24 protein-coding genes are annotated in these 20730 nt (G+C 66.9%); 12 read left to right on the forward strand and 12 right to left on the reverse strand.

The features are described 5' to 3' along the window. Positions 1-21: 21 nt before the first annotated feature. The 10 genes from miaB to hslV form a co-directional block, all read right to left on the reverse strand. Positions 22-1386: a tRNA (N6-isopentenyl adenosine(37)-C2)-methylthiotransferase MiaB gene (gene miaB, locus AXW83_RS19510; RefSeq protein ID WP_066616116.1), complete on the reverse strand. Its 1365-nt coding sequence runs from the start codon at positions 1384-1386 to the stop codon at positions 22-24. Between the two features lie 260 nt (positions 1387-1646). Continuing rightward, positions 1647-2444, reverse strand: a complete 798-nt coding sequence (locus AXW83_RS19515) for a lysophospholipid acyltransferase family protein (RefSeq protein WP_066616118.1) — start codon at positions 2442-2444, stop codon at positions 1647-1649. An 84-nt stretch (positions 2445-2528) separates the two neighbouring features. After that, positions 2529-3026 (reverse strand): GNAT family N-acetyltransferase, encoded by a 498-nt coding sequence (locus tag AXW83_RS19520; RefSeq protein WP_082767256.1) that lies wholly within the window; start codon positions 3024-3026, stop codon positions 2529-2531. A gap of 65 nt (positions 3027-3091) precedes the next feature. Next, entirely contained in the window at positions 3092-3775 is a 684-nt protein-coding gene (tsaB, locus tag AXW83_RS19525) for a tRNA (adenosine(37)-N6)-threonylcarbamoyltransferase complex dimerization subunit type 1 TsaB (RefSeq protein ID WP_066616122.1), read from the reverse strand. An 11-nt stretch (positions 3776-3786) separates the two neighbouring features. Then, the gene (locus AXW83_RS19530) at positions 3787-4347 is read right to left on the reverse strand and encodes a NifU family protein (protein ID WP_066616123.1); all 561 of its coding nucleotides are present in this window, start codon (positions 4345-4347) and stop codon (positions 3787-3789) included. Between the two features lie 88 nt (positions 4348-4435). Continuing rightward, entirely contained in the window at positions 4436-4930 is a 495-nt protein-coding gene (locus AXW83_RS19535; protein ID WP_066616124.1) for a universal stress protein, read from the reverse strand. 164 nt (positions 4931-5094) lie between these two features. Next, entirely contained in the window at positions 5095-6156 is a 1062-nt protein-coding gene (trpS, locus tag AXW83_RS19540; RefSeq protein ID WP_066616127.1) for a tryptophan--tRNA ligase, read from the reverse strand. Positions 6157-6206: 50 nt separating this feature from the next. Next, positions 6207-7781, reverse strand: a complete 1575-nt coding sequence (gene murJ / locus AXW83_RS19545; RefSeq protein WP_168166122.1) for a murein biosynthesis integral membrane protein MurJ — start codon at positions 7779-7781, stop codon at positions 6207-6209. Between the two features lie 57 nt (positions 7782-7838). Further along, positions 7839-9149 (reverse strand): ATP-dependent protease ATPase subunit HslU, encoded by a 1311-nt coding sequence (gene hslU / locus AXW83_RS19550; protein ID WP_066616131.1) that lies wholly within the window; start codon positions 9147-9149, stop codon positions 7839-7841. Positions 9150-9171: 22 nt separating this feature from the next. After that, positions 9172-9741, reverse strand: coding sequence for an ATP-dependent protease subunit HslV (gene hslV / locus AXW83_RS19555; protein ID WP_066616133.1), 570 nt, complete (start codon positions 9739-9741; stop codon positions 9172-9174). Between the two features lie 131 nt (positions 9742-9872). Here hslV and hisB point away from each other — a divergent pair, with 131 nt between their 5' ends. From hisB to AXW83_RS19580, 5 genes are read left to right on the forward strand one after another with little or no spacing between them, the layout of a single operon-like run. Beyond that, the gene (hisB, locus tag AXW83_RS19560; protein ID WP_066616135.1) at positions 9873-10460 is read left to right on the forward strand and encodes an imidazoleglycerol-phosphate dehydratase HisB; all 588 of its coding nucleotides are present in this window, start codon (positions 9873-9875) and stop codon (positions 10458-10460) included. A 12-nt stretch (positions 10461-10472) separates the two neighbouring features. Further along, a complete protein-coding gene (locus AXW83_RS19565) occupies positions 10473-10958 on the forward strand; it encodes a DUF2628 domain-containing protein (protein ID WP_066616137.1) in 486 nt (161 codons plus the stop codon). Then, positions 10955-11611: an imidazole glycerol phosphate synthase subunit HisH gene (gene hisH / locus AXW83_RS19570; RefSeq protein WP_066616139.1), complete on the forward strand. Its 657-nt coding sequence runs from the start codon at positions 10955-10957 to the stop codon at positions 11609-11611. The genes AXW83_RS19565 and hisH overlap by 4 nt, the downstream gene beginning before the upstream one ends. Further along, positions 11599-12342 carry a 1-(5-phosphoribosyl)-5-[(5-phosphoribosylamino)methylideneamino]imidazole-4-carboxamide isomerase gene (gene hisA / locus AXW83_RS19575; RefSeq protein WP_210179719.1) on the forward strand — a complete coding sequence of 248 codons (744 nt, stop codon included), beginning with the start codon at positions 11599-11601 and terminating at the stop codon, positions 12340-12342. The genes hisH and hisA overlap by 13 nt, the downstream gene beginning before the upstream one ends. A gap of 31 nt (positions 12343-12373) precedes the next feature. Beyond that, on the forward strand, positions 12374-12835 hold the full coding sequence (locus tag AXW83_RS19580) for a DUF29 domain-containing protein (protein WP_066616142.1): 462 nt from the start codon (positions 12374-12376) through the stop codon (positions 12833-12835). A 22-nt stretch (positions 12836-12857) separates the two neighbouring features. On the opposite strand, the gene AXW83_RS19585 is transcribed toward AXW83_RS19580, so the two are convergent. Continuing rightward, a complete protein-coding gene (locus tag AXW83_RS19585) occupies positions 12858-13664 on the reverse strand; it encodes a transporter substrate-binding domain-containing protein (RefSeq protein WP_066616143.1) in 807 nt (268 codons plus the stop codon). A 156-nt stretch (positions 13665-13820) separates the two neighbouring features. Here AXW83_RS19585 and hisF point away from each other — a divergent pair, with 156 nt between their 5' ends. From hisF to AXW83_RS19620, 7 genes are all read left to right on the forward strand, one after another. Continuing rightward, a complete protein-coding gene (gene hisF / locus AXW83_RS19590; protein ID WP_066616144.1) occupies positions 13821-14585 on the forward strand; it encodes an imidazole glycerol phosphate synthase subunit HisF in 765 nt (254 codons plus the stop codon). A 3-nt stretch (positions 14586-14588) separates the two neighbouring features. Then, on the forward strand, positions 14589-14909 hold the full coding sequence (locus tag AXW83_RS19595) for a phosphoribosyl-ATP diphosphatase (protein WP_066616145.1): 321 nt from the start codon (positions 14589-14591) through the stop codon (positions 14907-14909). 54 nt (positions 14910-14963) lie between these two features. Continuing rightward, the gene (gene coaA / locus AXW83_RS19600; RefSeq protein ID WP_066616149.1) at positions 14964-15938 is read left to right on the forward strand and encodes a type I pantothenate kinase; all 975 of its coding nucleotides are present in this window, start codon (positions 14964-14966) and stop codon (positions 15936-15938) included. After that, the gene (locus AXW83_RS19605) at positions 15938-16384 is read left to right on the forward strand and encodes a YqaA family protein (RefSeq protein ID WP_066616151.1); all 447 of its coding nucleotides are present in this window, start codon (positions 15938-15940) and stop codon (positions 16382-16384) included. Before coaA ends, AXW83_RS19605 begins: the two co-directional genes overlap by 1 nt. A gap of 73 nt (positions 16385-16457) precedes the next feature. After that, entirely contained in the window at positions 16458-16808 is a 351-nt protein-coding gene (locus tag AXW83_RS19610) for a RidA family protein (protein ID WP_066616153.1), read from the forward strand. Between the two features lie 97 nt (positions 16809-16905). After that, positions 16906-18297, forward strand: coding sequence for a hypothetical protein (locus tag AXW83_RS19615; protein ID WP_156640197.1), 1392 nt, complete (start codon positions 16906-16908; stop codon positions 18295-18297). Between the two features lie 70 nt (positions 18298-18367). Continuing rightward, positions 18368-19261, forward strand: coding sequence for an aldose 1-epimerase family protein (locus AXW83_RS19620; RefSeq protein ID WP_066620884.1), 894 nt, complete (start codon positions 18368-18370; stop codon positions 19259-19261). A gap of 224 nt (positions 19262-19485) precedes the next feature. On the opposite strand, the gene AXW83_RS19625 is transcribed toward AXW83_RS19620, so the two are convergent. Further along, positions 19486-20700, reverse strand: coding sequence for an extracellular solute-binding protein (locus AXW83_RS19625; RefSeq protein WP_066616155.1), 1215 nt, complete (start codon positions 20698-20700; stop codon positions 19486-19488). Positions 20701-20730: the final 30 nt, after the last annotated feature.

Genomic DNA, 20730 nt, shown 5'->3' on the forward strand with positions numbered 1-20730 from the left:
TGGAGCTGGACCGGGCTTCGCTCAAGCGGCCAGCTCCTTGTTTGCGGGCGCGGGCAGCTCCGCCAGGCGGCCGAACAGCGAATTCGATCCTGCCCGCTCGATCACCACCCGCACCGTGTCGCCGATTCGGTGCGCCTGCGTCTCGATCTGCACAGCCTGCAGATAGGGTGTCTTTCCCGCAAGCTGCCCTGCATGGCGCCCGGCCCGCTCCAGCAGGATATCGACGGTCCGCCCCACCATCGCATGGTTGAACGCCTGGCGGTGATGCTCGATCCGCTCCTGCAGCCGCAGCAGACGCTCATGCATCAGCTCCGGCGCAACCTGTTCCCCGAGATCAGCGGCCGGCGTGCCGGGCCGCGGCGAATATTTGAAGGAATAGCTCGAAGCGAAGCCGATCTCATCGACGAGCGCGATCGTGTTCTCGAAATCGGCATGGCTCTCACCGGGGAAGCCGACGATGAAGTCCGAGGACAGGGCGATGTCGGGTCGCGCTAGGCGAACCCGGTCGATCAGCCGGCGGTATTCGTGGGCGGTGTGCTTGCGGTTCATCGCCGCCAGAATCCGGTCGGAGCCGGCCTGGACCGGCAGGTGCAGGAACGGCATCAGCTGCGGCAGGTCGCGATGCGCCGCGATCAGATCGTCGCCCATGTCGCGCGGATGGCTCGTGGTGTAGCGGATGCGCCCGATCCCGGGCACCTCGGCGACGCGGCCCATCAGCTGCGCCAGTCCCCAAACCGTCCCATCGGGACCCTCGCCGTGATAGGCGTTGACGTTCTGCCCGATCAGCGTGACGTCCTGCACGCCTGCGGCGGCAAGCCGCTCGATCTCGGCCATGATCTGCGCGACCGGCCGCGAGAACTCGGCGCCGCGTGTATAGGGCACGACGCAGAAGGCGCAGAACTTGTCGCAGCCTTCCTGCACCGTGACGAAGGCGGAGATGCCGCGCGCCGCGATCGCCTTGCGCGTCGGAGCCGGCAGGTAGCCGAACTTGTCGTCGGCCGGCAGGTCGGTGTCGACGACGCGGCCCGTCTGCGCGAGCAGCTCCGGCAAGCGGTGATAGGCCTGGGGACCGACGACGAGATCGACGGCGGGCTGGCGGCGCTGGATCTCGGCGCCCTCGGCCTGTGCGACGCAGCCGGCCACCACGATCTTGGTATGCTGGCCATTGGCCTTCTGCGCGATCTTAAGCTCGCGCAGCTTGCCGAGCTCCGTATAGACCTTCTGCACCGCCCGGTCGCGGATATGGCAGGTGTTGAGCAGGACGAGGTCCGCGCCCTCAGGGCTGGCCGTCTCCTTATAGCCCTGCTGGCTCAGGATATCGGCCATTCGCTGCCCGTCATAGACGTTCATCTGGCAGCCGAAGGACTTGATGTGCACGGTCTTCATCGAGGCGGGTCTGGTCTCCAAACCGTCTCCTTACTCCGGTTCGCGGCAGGAGGAAATAACCGCGTCCGTCTTTCGGCAGGTGAAGCAACAACCGAGCCAGATCGTTTCGCTGCCGATACTGCCCCACAGCCCTCATCCTGAGGAGCCGCGAAAGCGGCGTCTCGAAGGATGCTCCAGTTCGCCCGGGAAGCACACTTTGGAGCATCCTTCGAGACGCGCCTGCGGCGCTCCTCAGGATGAGGGCTGTGGGGACGCTTCGGTCAATCCAACCCCCGTCCGGTCACCGCTTCCTGCCGCGCCCGGCGGATCGCGATTTCGGCGAGCCGCGTCGCCTCCTTGCGCGAGGTCTTCTTCCCCATCGCGATCGGCGGCCCCCAGGCGAGCTCGACGTCGATCGCGCCCGTGTTCAGAAGCGTCCTGAGGTGGGGGACGAGTTCGGTCTCGCCATACCAGGCGAGCGCCGTGCGCTCGTCGCGTCCGCCGGCCATGCCATGGAAGCCGGTATAGGTGATCGCCAGCGGTTGGACCGTGATGTCGCCGTCCTCGCGTGGCCCCAGCGCCTCATGCGCGGCTCCCAGCAGCGAGGATCGCAGCGGCAGGGTGCGCGTGCCGTCGCCCGTGGTCCCCTCGGCGAACAGCACGACGGCCTCGCCGGCCGCCAGCCGCTCGCCCATCTCGGCTGCGGTGCCGGCGGTAGCGGAGCGGCGCATCCGGTCGATGAAGACGGTGCGCTGCAGCCTGGCCAGGAACCCGATCACCGGCCAGCCGGCAACCTCGCTCTTGGCGACGAAGCAAACCGGCCGCTGCGCTCCGATCACCGCGATATCGAGCCAGGAGACGTGATTGGCGACGATCAGCCCGCCAGCATCCGCTGCCGGCGCCGTCCCCCTGACCCGGACGCGCACGCCGAGACAGCGGCAGGTGATCCTGTGGAAGAGCCTCGGAATGACGGCCCCGCGCCCCAGCCGCATCGACAGAAGCTGCATCGGCAGCAGCAGGAGCGCGCACAGCCCCAGGACGGCAAGCCGCATGATCGCGCCGGGGCGAAGGCCTGTCATACGATCTCGAATCCGTTCATGAGGCACGTGAAGCGGGCAGGGCGGTCGACACGGCCGGCTTCATGAACGAGCCTCGCGCCGCTGTCACGCGAGATCGAGCCGCATCGTCACCGCCTCGCCGCGGCTGCCGTCGGCCTTGAGATAGTAGCCCTTGCGCCGGCCGACTTCGCTGAAGCCGAAATGCCGGTAGAGCCGTTCGGCCGCGAGATTTCCAGCCTCGACCTCGAGATAGACATGGACGACCCCGCTGCCGGCGAGCCGGCCGAGATGGACCGCGAGCAGATCGCGGCCAAGCCCGTTGCCGCGCCGCGTCTGCGCGACCACGATGCTGAGGATTTCCGCCTCGTCGGCGGCCTGCCGCGACATCACGAAGCCTGCCGGATTGGCCGTGCGGCCGGGAAAAATGCCGTCTGCCACCACGCGAGGGTCCGTCAGCAGGGCGGCGCACTCGCCCGGCTCCCAGCCGCGGGCAAATCCGCCCTGATGATGCAGCGCCGCGATATGGCGTGCGTGCAGCACGTCGAGACGGGCTGTCCGGCTGGCGGACGATCCGGGTTCGAGAAGTCTGCGCAGCCAGTTCATGGCGTCTGATGGCACAGACAGGTCGGCTGGCAAAAGCCGAATCGCAAATCGTGGGCACAGGCAGTTCAGCGTCGGGGCAGGCGGGCCTTGTCCTGCGGCGTCGTCTCCGGCTCCTTGAGATAGAGCGGGCGCGGCGGCGCGCTCTCCGGGTCCGCAATCAGGCCGAGCCTTGCGACCCAGGTCACGTCGGGCGCTCTCGCATCGTCGAGAACAAGCGCGTCGAGCCCGATCGCCCAGGCCTCATTGGCGACCGCGAGCGCCGCCGACCCGACGAGGCTGACCGGACCCGCGCCGATGGCGCGCGCCGCGTCGCGATGGTTGACCTGCCTGATCGAAACGAGCTGCTTGCCCTGCGAGGACAATGCCTGGAACCAGACCTGGCCATGGCGCGCATCGAGCGCCGCTGCGATCACCCGGCCGGGCTCGCGGCCGACGAGCGGGGCCGCGGTCGCCGCCAGCGTGGTGACGCCCACTGCCGGGATGCCCGCTGCCAGCGCGATGGCGCGGGCCGCGCTGATGCCGACGCGCAGGCCGGTATAGCTGCCGGGGCCGACCGTGACGGCAACCCGGTCGAGCGAGGAAAACCCACCCTCGACCGCATTCATGACGCGCTCGATCATCGGCATCAGCGCCTCGGCATGGCCACGATCCATCGCTGTCTGCTCGATCGCGAGAGGCACGGCCTCGCCCGCGTCGAGCACGCAGGCCGAGCAGGCGCCGAGCGCGGTGTCGATCGCGAGGATTCGCATCAATGCGGCAATCAGATCGCCTCGACCTCGCGCACATCCGGCAGGAAATGGCGCAGCAGGTTCTGGATGCCGTGCTTCAGCGTCGCGGTCGAGGACGGGCAGCCCGAGCAGGAGCCCTTCATCGCGAGATAGACGGTGCCGTCCTTGAAGCCGCGGAAGGTGATGTCGCCGCCGTCGCCGGCCACTGCCGGGCGAATGCGGGTTTCGAGCAGATCCTTGATCGTCTCGACCGTCTGGGCGTCCTCGGGAGCGAAGAATTCGCCCTCCTCGATCACGTCCGCGCCCTCGCCGCTGGCGAGAACCGGGGCGCCCGACATGAAATGCTCCATGATGGCGCCGAGGATCGCGGGCTTGAGATGGGGCCATTCGCCGTCGGATTTTGTCACGGTGATGAAATCGGAGCCGAGGAAGACACCCGAGACGCCGTTGACGCCAAACAGGCGCTGGGCCAGCGGTGAGCGCTGGGCGGCGTCCGCCTCGCGCAATTCGAGCGTGCCGTCCGGCATAACGACGCGGCCGGGCAGGAATTTCAGCGTGGCGGGGTTGGGCGTGGCTTCGGTCTGGATGAACATGGCACGATCCTCGGGCACCGGCGGGTCAAGGCCGCCGTTCCAGCTCTGGATATAAGCCCGGCCGTGGAATCATTCCAGCGCGAAGCGCTCACGCCAGCGAATCGATTTCCTCGTCGGCCAGATGACCGGGCACGATCGCGACCGGGATCGGGAAGGTCGCCGCCGATTTTCCGACCAGCGCGCTGACCAGCGGGCCGGGGCCATCGCGGCCGGCGCTGGCCGCCAGCACCAAGAGCGAGATGTCCTCGTCGGCCTCGATCAGCTTCACAAGTTCATCCGCCTTCACGCCGGTCCGCACCACTTTTTCGGGCTCCAGCCCGGCGAGCGCGCGCACGGCGGCGGCGGCCTCGTCGATCAGCTTCTCGGCTTCCGCCTCGGCCTCGGCCTGCATCACCTCGCCGACGCCGAGCCAGGTCTCGTGCTCGGGCGGCGTGATCACGCCGAGCAGCACGATCGAGGCGCCGACGCGCGCGCAACGCCGCGCGGCGAATCGCACGGCCTTGGCGCATTCGTCGCTGTCGTCGACGACGGCGAGGAATTTGGGGCGATGGCCCGCTTCATAGGACCGCCGTCGTTTCACCATGCGTTGTCGCCTGTCGTCGTGCTTGCCGGAGCGTGCATGGTGAACCGCGCCCTAGCGTCAGCGCAAGCCCGGACGCTGGTCGTCATTGCGAGGAGCGAAAGCGACACAGCAATCCAGAGCCGTCGCGCATCCCTCTGGATCGCTTCGCTCGCGATGGCGGGTTGTCACCGCCGCGAGACGAATCCGACGATGTCCTTCACCTCGGCCATGATCGGAGCGGCGATCGCAGCGGCGCGCTGCGCACCCTCGCCGAGGATCGCGTCGATATGGTCGGGCTCAGCCAGCAGGCGGCGCATCTCGCCGGCAATCGGCGCGAGCTTGGCGACCGCGAGATCGACCAGCGCCGTCTTGAAGCCGGAGAACTGCCCGCCGCCGAACTGCACCAGCACATCGGTCTTCGCCATGCCGCTCAAGCCAGCATAAATGCCGACAAGATTCTCCGCTTCCGGCCGGCCTTCCAAGCCCTTTTCCTCGGACGGCAGGGCGTCCGGATCGGTCTTTGCCTTGCGGATCTTCTGGGCGATGGTCTCGGCGTCGTCGGTTAGGTTGATCCGCGAATTGTCCGATGCGTCGGACTTCGACATCTTCTTGGTGCCGTCGCGCAGGCTCATGACGCGCGGAGCCGGACCCTGCGTCATCGCCTCCGGCAGCGGGAAGAAGCCGAGATCGCCTGTGCCGAGGTTCTTCGATGCGATCGATTCGGAAAAGTCGTTGTTGAACTTCTGGGCGATGTCGCGGGTCAGTTCGAGATGCTGCGTCTGGTCCTCGCCGACAGGCACATGCGTCGCCTTGTAGAGCAGGATGTCGGCCGCCATCAGCACGGGATAGTCGTAGAGGCCGACCGAGGCGGCCTCCTTGTCCTTGCCGGCCTTCTCCTTGAACTGGGTCATGCGGTTCAGCCAGCCGAGCCGAGCCACGGTGTTGAACACCCAGGCGAGCTCGGCATGGCCCGGCACCTGGCTCTGGTTGAAGATGATGCTGGTCTTGGGGTCGACGCCGGCGGCGACATAGGCCGCCGTCACCTCGCGCGTCGCACGCGTCAGCTCCGCCGGACCGCCCCAGACATCGAGCGACTGTGTGATCGCGTGCATATCGACGACGCAATAGATGCATTCATGCGTCTTCTGCATCGCGACCCAGTTGGTCAGCGCGCCGAGATAGTTGCCGAGATGCAATGTCGCGGTCGGCTGCATGCCGGAGAAGACGCGCTGGTGAAAGGTCGCCATCGGGCGCTCCCTCGGTCACGATCATGGAAAAACGGGAGCGGCCTTCTGGCTCATGCCCGTGGCTTGCGCAAGGGGCCGGGCCGGTCCGCGCTCCCGAACGCGCCCAGGACCCAGCCGGCTGCGCCATAGACCAAAAGCCCTCCGCCGCACAGGCCGGCGAGCGCCGCCACGCGCCACAAGGTCGGCCGCCCCGGGGCGAGCGGGTCGGCCAATGCGGTCTGGGCCGCGACCAGCACGAACAGCATGACGGCGCTGGCTACGAGCACGGCGATGATCGGGCGCAAATTCGCCAGACCGGGTCGCCACAACCCGTCGCGCGCCAGCGCAACGGCCAGTAGTGCGGCCTGTGCGGCAAAAGCCAGGCTCGCGGCAAGGGCCGCCATCTCGGCGGCACGCCCCTCCTTGGCCGTGGCATAGCCGGTGACGGCGGCGACGATCACGGCCAGCAGCCCCGCCAGAACCGGCAGGCGCGGCGCCTGCCTCGCGAAATAGACCTGCCCGAAGACCTTGGAGATCACCGCGAAGGGCAGGCCGAGCGCGAAGGCGGCAAGCGCCGCCGCCGTCCGCAGGCGATCCTGCGCCCCGAACAGGCCATGCTCGAACAGCACCGAGACGATCGGCTCGGCCAGCGCCGCCAGAGCCGTCGCGGCGGGCAAGGCGAGCGCCAGCCCTAGTGTCAGCGCCTGGCCCAGCGCCGCGTCGCGCTCCTGGATCGACTGGGCCGCCATCTCCGACAGCATGACCGTACCCATCGCCACCCCGACGAAGCCCAGCGGCAGCTGGAAGACGCGGTCGGCATAATACAGTGCCGCGACCGAGCCGGGTTCGATCGAGGCGATCTGCGTCGCCACCAGCAGCACGAGCTGCGCGCTGGATGCCGCCAGCAGCGTCGCACCGCCCGTTCGCACCAGACGCGTCATCTCCGGCGACCAGCGCAGGCTGGGCTTGGGCCAGCCGATCCGGCGCAGCCCGAACAGGACGAGCCCGAGATGCGCCAGCCCGGTCAGGCTGACCAGCGACGCCAGCCAGCGCGCAGCCGGGGCCGGCTCGGACGCCCGCGCGATCAGGACGATCAGGGTGCCGACGAGGATCGCGTTCATCAGCGCCGGCGCGAGCGCAGCCAGCGCGAAACGCCGCTCTGCATTGAGCAGCGCCGCCAGCATGGCCGCCAGCGTCGTCAGCAGCAGAAAGGGCAGCATCAGACGGGTATAGGTCGCAGCCAGCGCCAGCGTGTCCGGCTCGCCGGCAAAGCCGCCGGCCAGCCCCAGCACGACCCAGGGCGCAAACATCTCGCCGAGCCCCACGAGCGCCAGCAGCAGCAGGGCGAGATACGACGCTGCCTCGCCGGCAAAGCCACGCGCTGCCTCATTGCCGCGCTGCGCCTTGACGTCGAGATAGAGCGGTACGAAGGGCGCGTTCAGCCCGCCCTCGCCGAGCACGCGCCGCACGAGATTGGGCAGGCGCAGCGCCGCCAGAAACGCATCCGCCACAGGCCCAGCCCCGAGCAACCGCGCGATCAGCACATCGCGTGCGAAACCGAGCAGCCGCGACAGGATCGTCGCCGCGCCGACAATGGCGGAATCGCGGGCGAGGCGGGAAGACGGTGGCACCGAGATCTCGTTCAAGGCCTTCGCTCCGCCAGCCACCCATCAGGTCGTGCCACGCCGCGGCCAATGACACGCTTACAGGATGAACCGGCTCAGATCCGCGTTCTTCGCGAGATCGCCGATGCGATCCTGCACATAGTCTGCATCGATCGTCACCGCCTCGCCGGAGCGGTCGGGCGCCGTGAACGAGATGTCGTCCAGAATCCGTTCGATCACGGTCTGCAGCCGCCGGGCGCCGATGTTCTCGACCGTCGAATTCACATCGACCGCGATCCGCGCGATGGCGTCGATCGCGTCGGGGGTGAAGGTCACCGCGACCTCTTCGGTCGCCATCAGCGCCACGGTCTGCTTGATCAGGCTGGCTTCCGTCTCGGTCAGGATGCGCTTGAAATCCTCGACGTCGAGCGGCTGCAATTCCACCCGGATCGGCAGGCGCCCCTGCAGTTCCGGCAGCAGATCGGAGGGCCGCGAGACATGGAAGGCGCCCGACGCGATGAACAGGATGTGGTCGCTCTTCACAGCGCCATGTTTGGTCGCGACCGTGGTGCCCTCGATCAGCGGTAGCAGGTCGCGCTGCACGCCCTCGCGCGAGACATCGGCCCCGCCCTTGCCCTCGCGGGCGCATATTTTGTCAATCTCGTCGAGAAAGACGATGCCGTTGTTCTCGACCTCGCGGATCGCCGCCTGCACGATCGCCTCCTGGTCGATCAGTTTGTCGCTTTCCTCGGTCAGCAGCGGGCCATAGGCGTCCTTGACCAGCACTCGCCGGGGCTTGCCCTTTTGGCCGAAGGCTTTCCCGAACATGTCGCCGAGGTTGATCGCCCCGATCGAGGCGCCGGGCATCCCCGGAAGCTCGAACATCGGCGCGGCCGAACCGCCGCCCGAGGCGATCTCGACCTCGATCTCCTTCTCGTCGAGTTCGTTGGCGCGCAGCTTGCGGCGAAACGAATCGCGTGTCGCCGGGCTCGCAGTCGCGCCGACCAGAGCGTCGAGCACCCTCTCTTCCGCCGCGACATGCGCCTTGGCCTGCACATCCTTGCGTCGGCTCTCGCGGACGAGCGCGATCGCGACCTCGACGAGATCGCGCACGATCGATTCAACGTCGCGGCCGACATAGCCGACCTCGGTGAACTTGGTCGCCTCGACCTTGAGGAACGGCGCATTCGCGAGCTTGGCCAGCCGCCGCGCGATCTCGGTCTTGCCGCAGCCGGTCGGCCCGATCATCAGGATGTTCTTCGGCGAGACCTCCTCGCGCAGCGGCCCTTCGAGCTGCTGCCGGCGCCAGCGGTTGCGCAGCGCGATGGCGACAGCGCGCTTGGCGTCGTTCTGGCCGACGATGAAGCGGTCGAGTTCGGAGACGATCTCGCGGGGAGAGAAGGAAGTCATTGGAATGTCCGTATTGGCCGTGTCACGCCGCCTCCAGCGTCTCGATGACGAGGCTGTGGTTCGTATAAACGCAGATATCGCCGGCGATCTTCATCGCCTTGCGCACGATCGCCTCGGGGTCTGCCTCGACATCGATCAGCGCGCGCGCAGCCGAGAGCGCGTAGTTACCGCCCGATCCGATCGCCATCACCGAGCCGTGCTCGCTGGCCTCGGGCTCCAGCACGTCGCCCGTGCCCGAGATCAGCAGCGAAACCTCCTTGTCGGCGACCAGCAGCATGGCTTCGAGCCGGCGCAGATAGCGGTCGGTGCGCCAGTCCTTGGCGAGCTCGACGCAGGCGCGCAGCAACTGCGTCGGATACTGCTCCAGCTTGGTCTCCAGCCGCTCGAACAGGGTGAAGGCGTCGGCGGTGGCGCCGGCAAAGCCCGCGATCACCGCGCCCTTGGCGAGCCTGCGTACCTTTCGCGCATTGCCCTTCATGATGGTCTGGCCGAGCGAGACCTGCCCGTCACCGCCGATCACCACCTTGCCGCCCTTGCGCACCATCAGGATCGTGGTCGCGTGCATCAGGGGGGCGGCGTTGGCATTGTCCATCAGATCGGGTTCCGGCGTTTCGTGTCTGGCGTCAGATGTAGGTGTTTTGCGGCGCGAGACAATCGGCCGGGTGGCGTGAGCATGAATGCGCTGCTAAAGCACGCGCCAGCAGGCTCCGGAAGGGTTTTCCAATGCGTTCTGGCGAAGTGAAGCGCCGTACCAACGAGACCGACATCGCGGTGACGCTGGTGCTCGACGGCACCGGCAAGGCCGAGATTTCGACCGGCGTCGGGTTCTTCGACCATATGCTGGACCTCTTCGCCCGCCATTCGCTGATCGACACCACGGTCACGGTCAAGGGCGACACCCATATCGACGACCATCACTCGGTCGAGGATGCCGGCATCGCGCTTGGCGAGGCGTTGAAGCAGGCGCTCGGCGACAAGAAGGGCATTCGCCGCTATGCCGACGTGCAGCTGCCGATGGACGAGACGCTGACGCGTGTCGCCGTCGACGTCTCCGGCCGGCCCTTCCTCGTCTTCCGCACGCAGTTCAAGGCCGAGAAGATTGGCAGCTTCGATACCGAACTGGTGCGCGAATTCTTCCAGGCCTTCGCGATGAATGCCGGCATCACGCTGCATGTCGAGACGCTCTACGGCGACAATGCCCACCATGTCGCCGAGAGCTGCTTCAAGGGCCTGGCGCGGGCGCTGCGCGTCGCGCTCGAGGTCGATCCGCGCGAGGGCGGCCGCGTGCCCTCGACCAAGGGCGCGCTCTGAGGACATCAGGCCATGGCATTCTACACGGTGATGATCCCGCCGCCGGGCTCCGGCGGCCAGCGCGAGGAAATCGAGCAGGCGAGGCTTCTGCCGGAGACGTTCAGCTGGGGCGCCTTCCTCTTCAGCGGGCTCTGGCTGCTCGGCAAGCGGCTTTGGCTCGTGACCCTGATCTTCGCTATGCTCTGGGGCGCGCTGTTCTATGCGCAGCGCAGTCTGGGTCTCGCCGGCGGCGCGCTGGTGCTGGCGCATTGGATGATCTGTCTGTTCCTCGGCTTCGAGGGCCAGAACCTGATCGCGCGAAAGCTCGCCCGCCAGGGCTGGCGGCTGGCCGATGTCGTCGAGGCGCGCGACCTGGCCGAAGCCGAGCGGCGCTATTTCGAGCGTGCTCTGGCCGGCGAAGCCGCCCCGCCCCGCCTGCCGGCCGCGGCTCCCGCGCGTCCGCAGATCGCGGGCTCCGTCCCGGTCATCGGCCTCTTTCCGGAGGCACAAGGGCGATGAGCCAGTCCGTCGTCATCATCGACTACGGCTCGGGCAATCTCCACTCCGCCGCAAAAGCCTTCGAGCGGGCGGCAAGCGAGGCGGGCATCGCCGCGACGATCCGCGTCACCAGCGCCGCGGCCGAGGTTCGCGCCGCCGACCGGATCGTGCTGCCCGGCGTCGGCGCCTTCGCCGATTGCCGGCGTGGTCTCGATGCCGTTCCCGGCATGGTCGAGACGCTCGAGGAGGTCGTGCGCGAAAAGCAGCGGCCGTTCCTCGGCATCTGCGTCGGGATGCAGCTTCTCGCCTCGCGCGGCCTCGAATACGAGACCAGCAAGGGCCTCGGCTGGATTCCCGGGGACGTCACGCTGATCGTGCCCGACGATGCCGCTCTCAAGATTCCGCATATGGGCTGGAATGTCCTGCACAAACAGTTCGAGCACGCTCTGCTCGACGGTATCGAAACCGGGCCCCAGGGCCTGCACGCCTATTTCGTCCATTCCTATGCGCTGATGGCGCAGCGTCCCGAGGAGGTGATCGCGCTGACCGACCATGGCGGCCCGGTCACCGCGATGGTCGCGCGCGACAACATTGCCGGTACGCAGTTCCACCCGGAGAAGAGCCAGAAGCTCGGCCTCAAGTTGATCGCCAACTTTTTGAGCTGGACGCCGTGATTCTGTTTCCCGCGATCGATCTCAAACACGGCCAATGCGTCCGCCTCAAGCAGGGCGACATGGACCAGGCCACGGTCTTCAACGACGACCCGGCCGCGCAAGGAGCAGCCTTCGAATCCCAAGGCTTCCAATGGCTGCATGTCGTCGATCTCGACGGCGCCTTTGCCGGCAAGCCGATGAATGCGTCAGCCGTCGAAGCGATCCTGGCCCGCGTCGCCTTCCCGGTGCAGCTCGGCGGCGGCATCCGCGACATGAAGACCGTCGAGGGTTGGCTGTCGAAGGGCATTGCCCGCGTCATCATCGGCACGGCCGCCGTGCGCGACCCCGCCTTCGTCCGCGAGGCGGCAAAGGCCTTTCCCGGAAAAGTCGCGGTCGGCATCGATGCGCGCGACGGCTTTGTCGCGGTCGAGGGCTGGGCCGAGACCTCGGCGCTTGCCGCCGACGATCTGGGACGCCGCTTCGAGGATGCCGGCGTCGCCGCGATCGTCTACACCGACATCGCTCGCGACGGGATGCTGCAGGGCATCAACTGGGACGGCACGATCGCGCTGGCGAACGCGCTGACGATCCCGGTCATCGCCTCGGGAGGATTGGCCTCGATGGCCGATATCGAGCGGCTCTGCGCGCCCGATGCCGCGATCCTGGAAGGCGCGATCACCGGCCGCGCGCTTTATGACGGACGCATTGAGCCGAAGGCGGCGTTGGAGTGGCTGGCGCAGGCCGGGCGCTGACGTTTTGGTGCGTACGTGCTACCGTCGATGAATGGCGAACTCGCAGACCTTGAAAAAGCCGCTGCAAACCGAACCTGGGTACGAACAGGACTTCTATTTCTGGGCGTTTCGTCAGGCTGCCCTGTTGCGAGAGGGGCGGCTAACGGAACTCGACATCGCCAATGTGGCCGAGGAGCTGGAAACCTTGGGGCGGGCCGAATTCAATTCGCTCGTCAGTGTGCTGCGCGTGCTGACGATGCATATGCTGAAATGGGACTACCAGCCCGAAAAGAGCAGCAGAAGCTGGATACTAACGATTACGAACCAGCGTCTCGACTTAACGGATGTGCTGGCCGAGAATCCCGGCTTGAAGCCGCGTTTCGGTGAGGCGCTCGAACGTGCCTATAAGCGCGCCCACCTCGACGCCGCGAACGAGACGGGGCTCGACATGAAGCAATTCCCTGTCGAATGCCCTTATGATCTCGCTGCGATCACCGAGCGCGACTTTGGCTGATCGCCGCGCTCGGCAGGTCTTCTCACTTCACGAATTGCCCATAAATCCCCGCGAACTCGCCGCTCGCCTTGGCCAGGTGCAGCCACTGGTCGACGAAGGCCTTGAAGGTCGCGTCGCCGCGCGGCAGCATGTAGCCCATCTCGCCATATTGCAGCGGCTCGTCCGGGTTGACGGCGCAGAGACCGGGCTTGGCCTTCTCCTGCACCTTGGTCTCGATCGATTCCGATATCATCAGATCGGCGCGGCCGGCCAGAATCTCGTCGAAGATCGTGACGTTGTCGGGATAGACGCGGATGTCGGCCTTCTTGAAGTTCGCCCGCACGAAGCGCTCGTTGGTTCCGCCCGGGTTGACCACCACCCGCGTCTCCGGCTTGTCGATGTCGGCGATGGTCTGGAACTTCGCCTTGTCGGCGCAGCGCACGATCGGGGCCTTGCCGTTGACCAGATAGGGCGAAGAGAAGAACACCTTCTTCTGGCGGTCGAGCGTCACCGAGATGCCGCCCATCGCGACGTCGCATTTGCCCGATCCCATGTCGGTCAGGAGATCGGACCATTTCGTGCCGACGAATTTGGCCTCGACGCCGATCGCCTTGGCCAGCGATTTCGCCAGCTCGATGTCGATGCCCTCGTAAGCGCCGTCCTTGGCCAGGGTGAAGGGCTTGTAGTCCCCCGTCGTGCAGATCTGCAGGACGCCACGGCTCTGGATCGCGTCGAGCTGGGTCGACGGCGCCTGCGCGAAGGCGGCGTGGCCGAGCCCCGAGAGTACGAGGGCGCCGCCGGCGCGCAGCAGCGCTGCCTTGAACTTCAAGAGAGTGGGCAGGATCGGCATGATGTCCTCAAGGCATTCGAGACGATGTAGCGCTAAGCAAAGCAGGGATTGCGCCCGCCGACAATGCACCCCTTGCGCCGGGCATTTCGATTCAGCGCGGCAATGGTCTAAGAGAGGCCACGGCCGTCCCGCCAGCCTGCCACGATCGACCCGCGCATGACCCTGAAAACCCGCATCATCCCCTGCCTCGACGTCAAGGACGGCCGCGTCGTCAAGGGCGTGAAATTTCTTGATCTCGTCGATGCCGGCGATCCTGTCGCAGCTGCAAAAGCTTATGATGCGGCCGGCGCCGACGAACTCTGCTTCCTCGACATCACGGCGAGCCATGAGGATCGCGGCATCCTGTTCGACGTCGTCACCCGCACGGCCGAGGCCTGTTTCATGCCGCTCACCGTCGGCGGAGGCGTACGCAAGGTCGAGGATATCCGTGCGCTGCTGCTGGCGGGCGCCGACAAGGTCTCGATCAACACCGCCGCCGTGACCAATCGCGGCTTTGTCAGGGATGCGGCTGAGAAATTCGGCAGCCAATGCGTCGTGGTTGCCATCGATGCCAAGCAGGTTTCGCCCGGACGCTGGGAAATCTTCACCCATGGCGGCCGCAACCCGACGGGGCTGGAGGCCGTGGCCTTCGCCCGCGAGGTGGTTTCGCTGGGCGCGGGCGAACTGCTGGTCACCTCGATGGACCGCGACGGCACCAAGGTTGGCTATGATCTCGGCCTGACCTGCACCATTGCCGATGCGGTTCCCGTCCCGGTCATCGCCTCGGGCGGCGTCGGCGATCTCGACGATCTCGTCGCGGGCGTCCGCGAGGGCCATGCCAGCGCCGTGCTGGCAGCCTCGATCTTCCATTTCGGCACCTACACCATCCCGCAGGCCAAGGCGCATATGGCGGCTGCGGGATTGGCGATGCGGCTGGATTGAGCGATGACCGCCTTCACCCTCTCCGACCTCGAAGCCCGCATCGCCGAGCGCGCAAAAGCCTCTCCTGACGAATCCTGGACGGCAAAGCTCCTTGCCGCCGGCCCCGAGCGCGCGGCGAAAAAGCTCGGCGAGGAGGCGGTCGAGACCGTCATCGCCGCAGTGAACGGCGATCGCGAGGAACTGATCGCCGAGAGCGCCGATCTGCTCTATCATCTGTTAGTCGTGCTCAAGGCCCGCGATGTTGCATTGCAGGACGTCTTGAGCCAGCTTGAGGCCCGTACTGCGCGCTCCGGGCTGGCGGAGAAGGCCGCGCGGCCCCGTTGAGAAGCCGAGGCTAGTCCTGCGTTGAACCTCGAAGCCTGGAATGCGGGTCACGCCATGGACCAGCGTCTGATCCCCGCACCGGCCGATCCCGATCTGGGATCGCCCTACCGAACTTTCTCGCGCGACGAGTGGGCGCATCTGCGCGCCGACACGCCGCTCACCTTGTCGGTCGACGACCTGACCAAGCTGCAATCGATCAACGACCCGATTTCGCTCGACGAGATCGTCGCGATCTACCTGCCGCTGTCGCGCCTGCTCTCGCTCTATGTCGCCGCCACCCAAGGGCTGTTCAAGGCGACGCAGCGCTTCCTGATGGCCGAGGCCGAGGTCAAGGTGCCCTACATCATCGGCGTCGCCGGCTCGGTCGCCGTCGGCAAGTCGACCACGGCGCGTGTGCTCAAGGCGTTGCTCTCGCGCTGGCCCAACACGCCCAAGGTCGAGCTCGTCACCACCGACGGTTTCCTGCTGCCCAACGCCGAGCTGGAACGGCGCGGCCTGATGCAGCGCAAGGGCTTTCCGGAGAGCTATGACGGCTCGGCGATCCTGCGCTTCCTGTCGGATGTGAAGGCCGGCCGGAAGGCAGTCTCGGCGCCGGTCTATTCGCATCTGGTCTATGACGTGGTGCCGGGCGGCGAGGTCACGGTCGAACGGCCCGACATCCTGATCCTGGAAGGCCTCAACGTCTTGCAGCCCAGCCGGATGCCCAGGGACGGCACGGTCATTCCCTTCGTCTCCGACTATTTCGACTTCTCGGTCTATCTTGACGCCGACGAGAACGATCTTCACCGCTGGTACGTCAATCGCTTCATGACGCTGCGCCAGACCGCCTTCCGCGATCCCCGCTCCTTCTTTCGCAAATATGCCGAGATCGGCGAGGACGAGGCGCTCTCGATCGCGCAGCAGCTCTGGACCGGAATCAACCTGCCCAATCTGCAGGAAAACATCCTGCCGACCCGCCAGCGCGCCAGCCTGATCCTGACCAAGGGCGCCAGCCATCGCATCCAGCAGGTCGCGCTGCGGCGGCTTTGATGGAATCGTTCGTCTCGCTCGCCGGCATGGCGGGCGCGGCCTTCGTCGCGGCCACGCTCCTGCCGGCGCAATCCGAGGCGGTCTTCGTCGGCCTTCTGGCGGCGAAGACGGTCGATCCGTTCATGCTCTTCCTCGTCGCGAGCATCGCCAACACCGCGGGCTCGGTCGTCAACTGGTGGCTTGGCCGGCTGATCGCGGATGGCGGCATCGAGCGCCTCCCGGTTCGACTGCGGCCGGATCCCGCCAAGCTTGAAAAAGCGCAAATCTGGTTTGCGCGTTTTGGCTGGCCCTCGCTGCTCTTCGCCTGGCTGCCGATCGGGGGCGACCCGCTGACGCTCATCGCCGGCACGCTGGGCTATCCGCTCGGCCGCTTCGTTCTGCTCGTGTTCATCGGCAAGGCGGCACGTTATGCCGTGCTCTGGGTCGGCTGGACCGCCTTGTTTTGACGATCGTCCTTAACGTTTGCGAAAGCCCACGGCTCGGGCTACCAGCAAGCCTCCATTTCAGGAGACAGAAGTCATGAGCATCAAGCGCATCGCGGTCGGTCCACGCATGGCCAAGGCCGTCGTCCACGGCGACACCGTCTATCTCGCCGGGCAGGTCGCGGGCGAGGCCGCCGGCAAGAGCGTCGCCGAGCAGACCGCCGACATCCTCGGCATCATCGACGGGCTGCTCGCCGAGGCCGGCACCGACAAGACCAAGCTGCTGATGGTCAACATCTGGCTGTCCGACATCTCGACCTTCGCCGAGATGAACGGCGTCTGGGACAAATGGGTCGTTGCTGGCGAGACGCCGGCTCGCGCCACGGTCGAAGCCAAGCTCGCCGCGCCGCAGTTCACGGTTGAGATCGCGGTGATCGCCGCTAGGTGATTCCAGATCGACCCCGGTAACGCCGGCATTTGCGCCGGGCCGGAAAACGATCGGGATCGGCCGCCAGCGAGCGGCCCCGGGCAGGGGAGGCGGCATCGTGACGACGCAGGATGACATGTCCGCCCTGCTCACGCGCATCGCGGACCGTCACGACGTGCCGCTCGCGGTGCTGCTGGCCATCGTATCTGGCTTCGTGAAAAGCGGGGCCAAGCTGGATATGACGACGCTCGAGCACCGCCTGACACGCAAGGCGCATGATGTCCTGGCGCTGCGCGAACGTCTGCGCCAGACCACGACCGACGCCGTCGTCGCCGGCAAGCGAGCCCCGGCGGCCGCCGCACTCGAGGCCGGACAGTTTCCCGATGTCGATCGCGCTCTGGCTCAGCTGGAATTGCAGTTTTTCGGCGGCATGACCGATCTTGCGGCGATGCCGCCGGATCGGCGTATCGCAGCCGGCGAAACCCGCGCCGATCGCGGCGCCACGACCATGCTCGACTTCAATCCGCAGGCCTATCGCGAGGCGGGCCAGCGCTATGGCGAGGCGGCGGCGATCATAGGCGCGGCCGATATCGCCCGCAGCCGCGCACTGGCCCTGATCCAGGGCGATGCGCTCGCCCGGATCGGAGAGGATTTCGCCGACCGGACCGGCTTCGAGGAGGCGATCGCGCATTACCGGAACCTGCTCGCGGGGCTCGACAATTTCGACGATACCGTCGCCTGGGCCGCCGTGCAGGAGCGGCTGGGTCTCGCGCTGACCGGCCTCTCCGCCCTGACCGGAGACGGTTCTTTGCTCGACGAGGCCTTATCCTGCTATCTCGCCGCGCTCGAAGATCTCAGGCGCGAACGGGCGCCGGCGCTCTGGCGCGCCCTGAAGATTCGCTTCGGCCAATTGGCGGTCACTCTGGGCGAATCGCGCCACGACGATGGCCTGCTCGAGGAAGCTGTCTCGGCCTTCGCCACCGTCCTCGCCGCGTGGGAGCCCGATGGCGACGAGGCGCGCTGGCTCCAGGCCGAGTACACGATCTCACGCGCCCGCGCCGCGCTCGGCGGGCGCCGGAACGACCTCGCCTTGCTCGAACGCGCCTTCAATGGCTTCAATCGGGTCGCCGGCTCGGTCGATCGCGCCCGGGAACCGCTGCGCTGGGCGGAGCTGCAGGACCAGATGGGCGGCGTGCTCCTGGCGATGGGCGAGCGCTACAGCGAGCCCGTGGTGCTGGAGGAGGCGATCGCCGCCTTCGGTTCGGCGCTCGAGGAGCGTCGCCGCGAGACGAACCCGCAGCTCTGGGCGACGAGTTCGGCCAATCAGGGGCTGGCCTCGATGAAGCTCGCCGCGCGCCAGAAGGACCCGACGCTGGCCCAGCAGGCCCTGATGCAGATCGCCGCTGCCGTCGCGGCGATGCGAGAGGCCGGCCATGCCGCCATTGCTGCCGAACTGCAGAAAAAGCTGGTCGTTGCCGGGGGGCTGGCCGAGGCGATGGGCAAGGCCTGAGCGGCGTGTGCATCATTTCACGCAGGCGCCGAACGAATCGCCGCGTCGCCGTATTTCGAAAGGAATGACGATGTCGGATTTGCAGGACCGCCACAGCATCGCTGCGGCCGGATTGGCGGCGACGATCAGCTCCGAGGGCGCCGAACTGGTCAGCCTCAAGAGTGCCGATGGGACGGAATGGCTCTGGCAGGCCGGCCCGCAATGGCCGCGCCACGCCCCCGTGCTGTTTCCGATCGTCGGGCGTCTCGCCGACGACACGCTTCGGCACCAGGGCCGCGACCATCGCCTGACCCAGCATGGGTTCGCCCGCGACAGCCGCTTCGGCTGGGTAGCGCGCGGCGAAAGCTCCGCCCATCTGCGCCTGAGCGACAGTGCCGCGACGCGCGCGCTCTACCCCTTCGCCTTCACGCTCGACCTGATCTACGCCGCGGCCGGCAACACGCTCTCCGTGACGGCCGTGATCGCCAATCCCGGCGATCAAATGCTGCCCTGCAGCCTCGGCGCCCACCCAGCCTTCAACTGGCCGCTCGTCCCGGGACTGCCGCAGGAGAGCCATGCCGTCGAGTTCTCGGATGCCGAGACCGGCACTGCGTCGACCCTGACGCAAGGGTTGCTCGACGGAACGACGAGGCTGCCGCTCGAAGGCCGAGCCCTGCCGCTCTCGCCTGCTTTATTCGAGGCCGATGCGCTGATCCTCAGCGGCGTCGCCAGCCGCTCGATCCGCTATATGGCGCATGGTCCCGACGGGCAGACATTGCGCGCTCTGACGGTCGCATGGGAGGGCTATCGCGATCTCGGCCTCTGGTCGAAGCCGGGCGGAGCGCCCTTCCTCTGCATCGAGCCCTGGTACGGCACCGCAAGCCCGCTCGGCTGGCAGGGCGAATTCGCCGACAAGCCCGGCCTGATGCACATCGCGCCGGGCGAGACCCGCACGCTGGTCTGGAGCGTGACGCTGGAGAGCTAAGACAAAGGCGCCTGAATCCGACCGGCACGACCCGTCACCGTCATTGCGAGCGCAGCGAAGCAATCCAGCGTCTCGCGCAACCCTCTGGATTGCTTCGCTGCGCTCGCAATGACGACAACTCGAAATCGAGGGCCGTTGGTGTAGTCGATACTGCGGAGCCTCTCGGTCGTAGAACGCAAAGGCGGCGCGGTTTCCCGCGCCGCCATTCATTCTAGATCGGGGTCTTACTTGCGCTTGGTGCCGACTTCCTCGTCCCAGCGCCGGAAGGCCGCAACCATCTTGTCGGGCGTCAGCGGCGTCTCGATCGGGTTGTTGGCGATCAGGTCGGCATATTCGGGCCGGCCATACTCGGCGATCGCCTTCTGGCTGCTTTCGGGCGCCATCGAGAGCGGGACGTCCTTCACCGCCGGGCCCGGATAGAAATAGCCCTCGTCATAGGTGAAGGCCTGCTGCTCGGGCGTCATGGTGTGGCTGATCAGGTCGAGGATCACAGCCAGCTTTTCCGGCGCGACGCCCTTGGGCACGAACATGTATTGCGCGTCGGAAACCCAGTGGAAGCCCTTCAGCGTCTGGATCTTGGCCTCCTTCGGCACGATGCCGAGCGCGCGCGGGTTGATGTCCCAGCCCGTGGTCGAGACGATCATGTCGCGCGAGCCGTCGCCGAGCTCCTTCATCGTCGCGCCCGTGCCGGTCGGGTAATACTCGATGTTCTGGCCGAGCTCCTTGAGATAGGCCCAGGTCTTGTCCCAGCCGCCCATCGGGTCCTTGGGATCCTTGTCGCCGAGGATGTAGGGCAAGCCCATGATGAAGGTGCGTCCGGGTCCGGAGTTCGCCGGGCGGGCATAGAGGAAGCGGTTGGGGTTCTGCTTCGTCCAGGCCAGCAGTTCGTCGGTCGTGGTCGGCGGCTTGGCCACCTTGGCCGGCATGTATTCGAGCAGCGGGCCGGAGGGATAATAAACCACGCACATGCCCTGGCCTGAGCCGAGATTGTGCATGTCGAGCGCCGCCTTGAGCAGGATCTTGCTCGGATCGGGCAGCGATGCGGCATGGGCCGGGAACAGCGGCTCCCAGAGGTTCTGCTCGATGCCGGCCGAGAGCGCGTCGAGCCCGCCGATGACGAGGTCGATATCGACGCGCTTGGCCTCCTGCATCGCCTTGATCTTGCCCGGCAGTTCGGGGGCGGGCGCCTTGGTGAAGGTCATGCGCGAGACCAGATTCTTCTTGGCGTCGCGGTAGTTCTCGAGCGGCTTCTGCAACAACGCCAGCGCCCCGCCGACATCGATGATGCTGAGCGCGACGGGCGATTTCGGCAGGGCCAGGCCCTGCGCGGCGGCGCTACCCGCCTTCATCACGGGAAGGACCGCGAGCGCAGCGACGCCGCCCTCAACGAATTGACGGCGCGAGGTGCCGGATCTGGTCTTCGAGAATTCCTCAGACATGGTGTTCTCCCTTTTCGTTCACTGCTGGGG

The organism is Bosea sp. PAMC 26642 (genome assembly GCF_001562255.1).
Classification (GTDB): Bacteria; Pseudomonadota; Alphaproteobacteria; order Rhizobiales; family Beijerinckiaceae; genus Allobosea.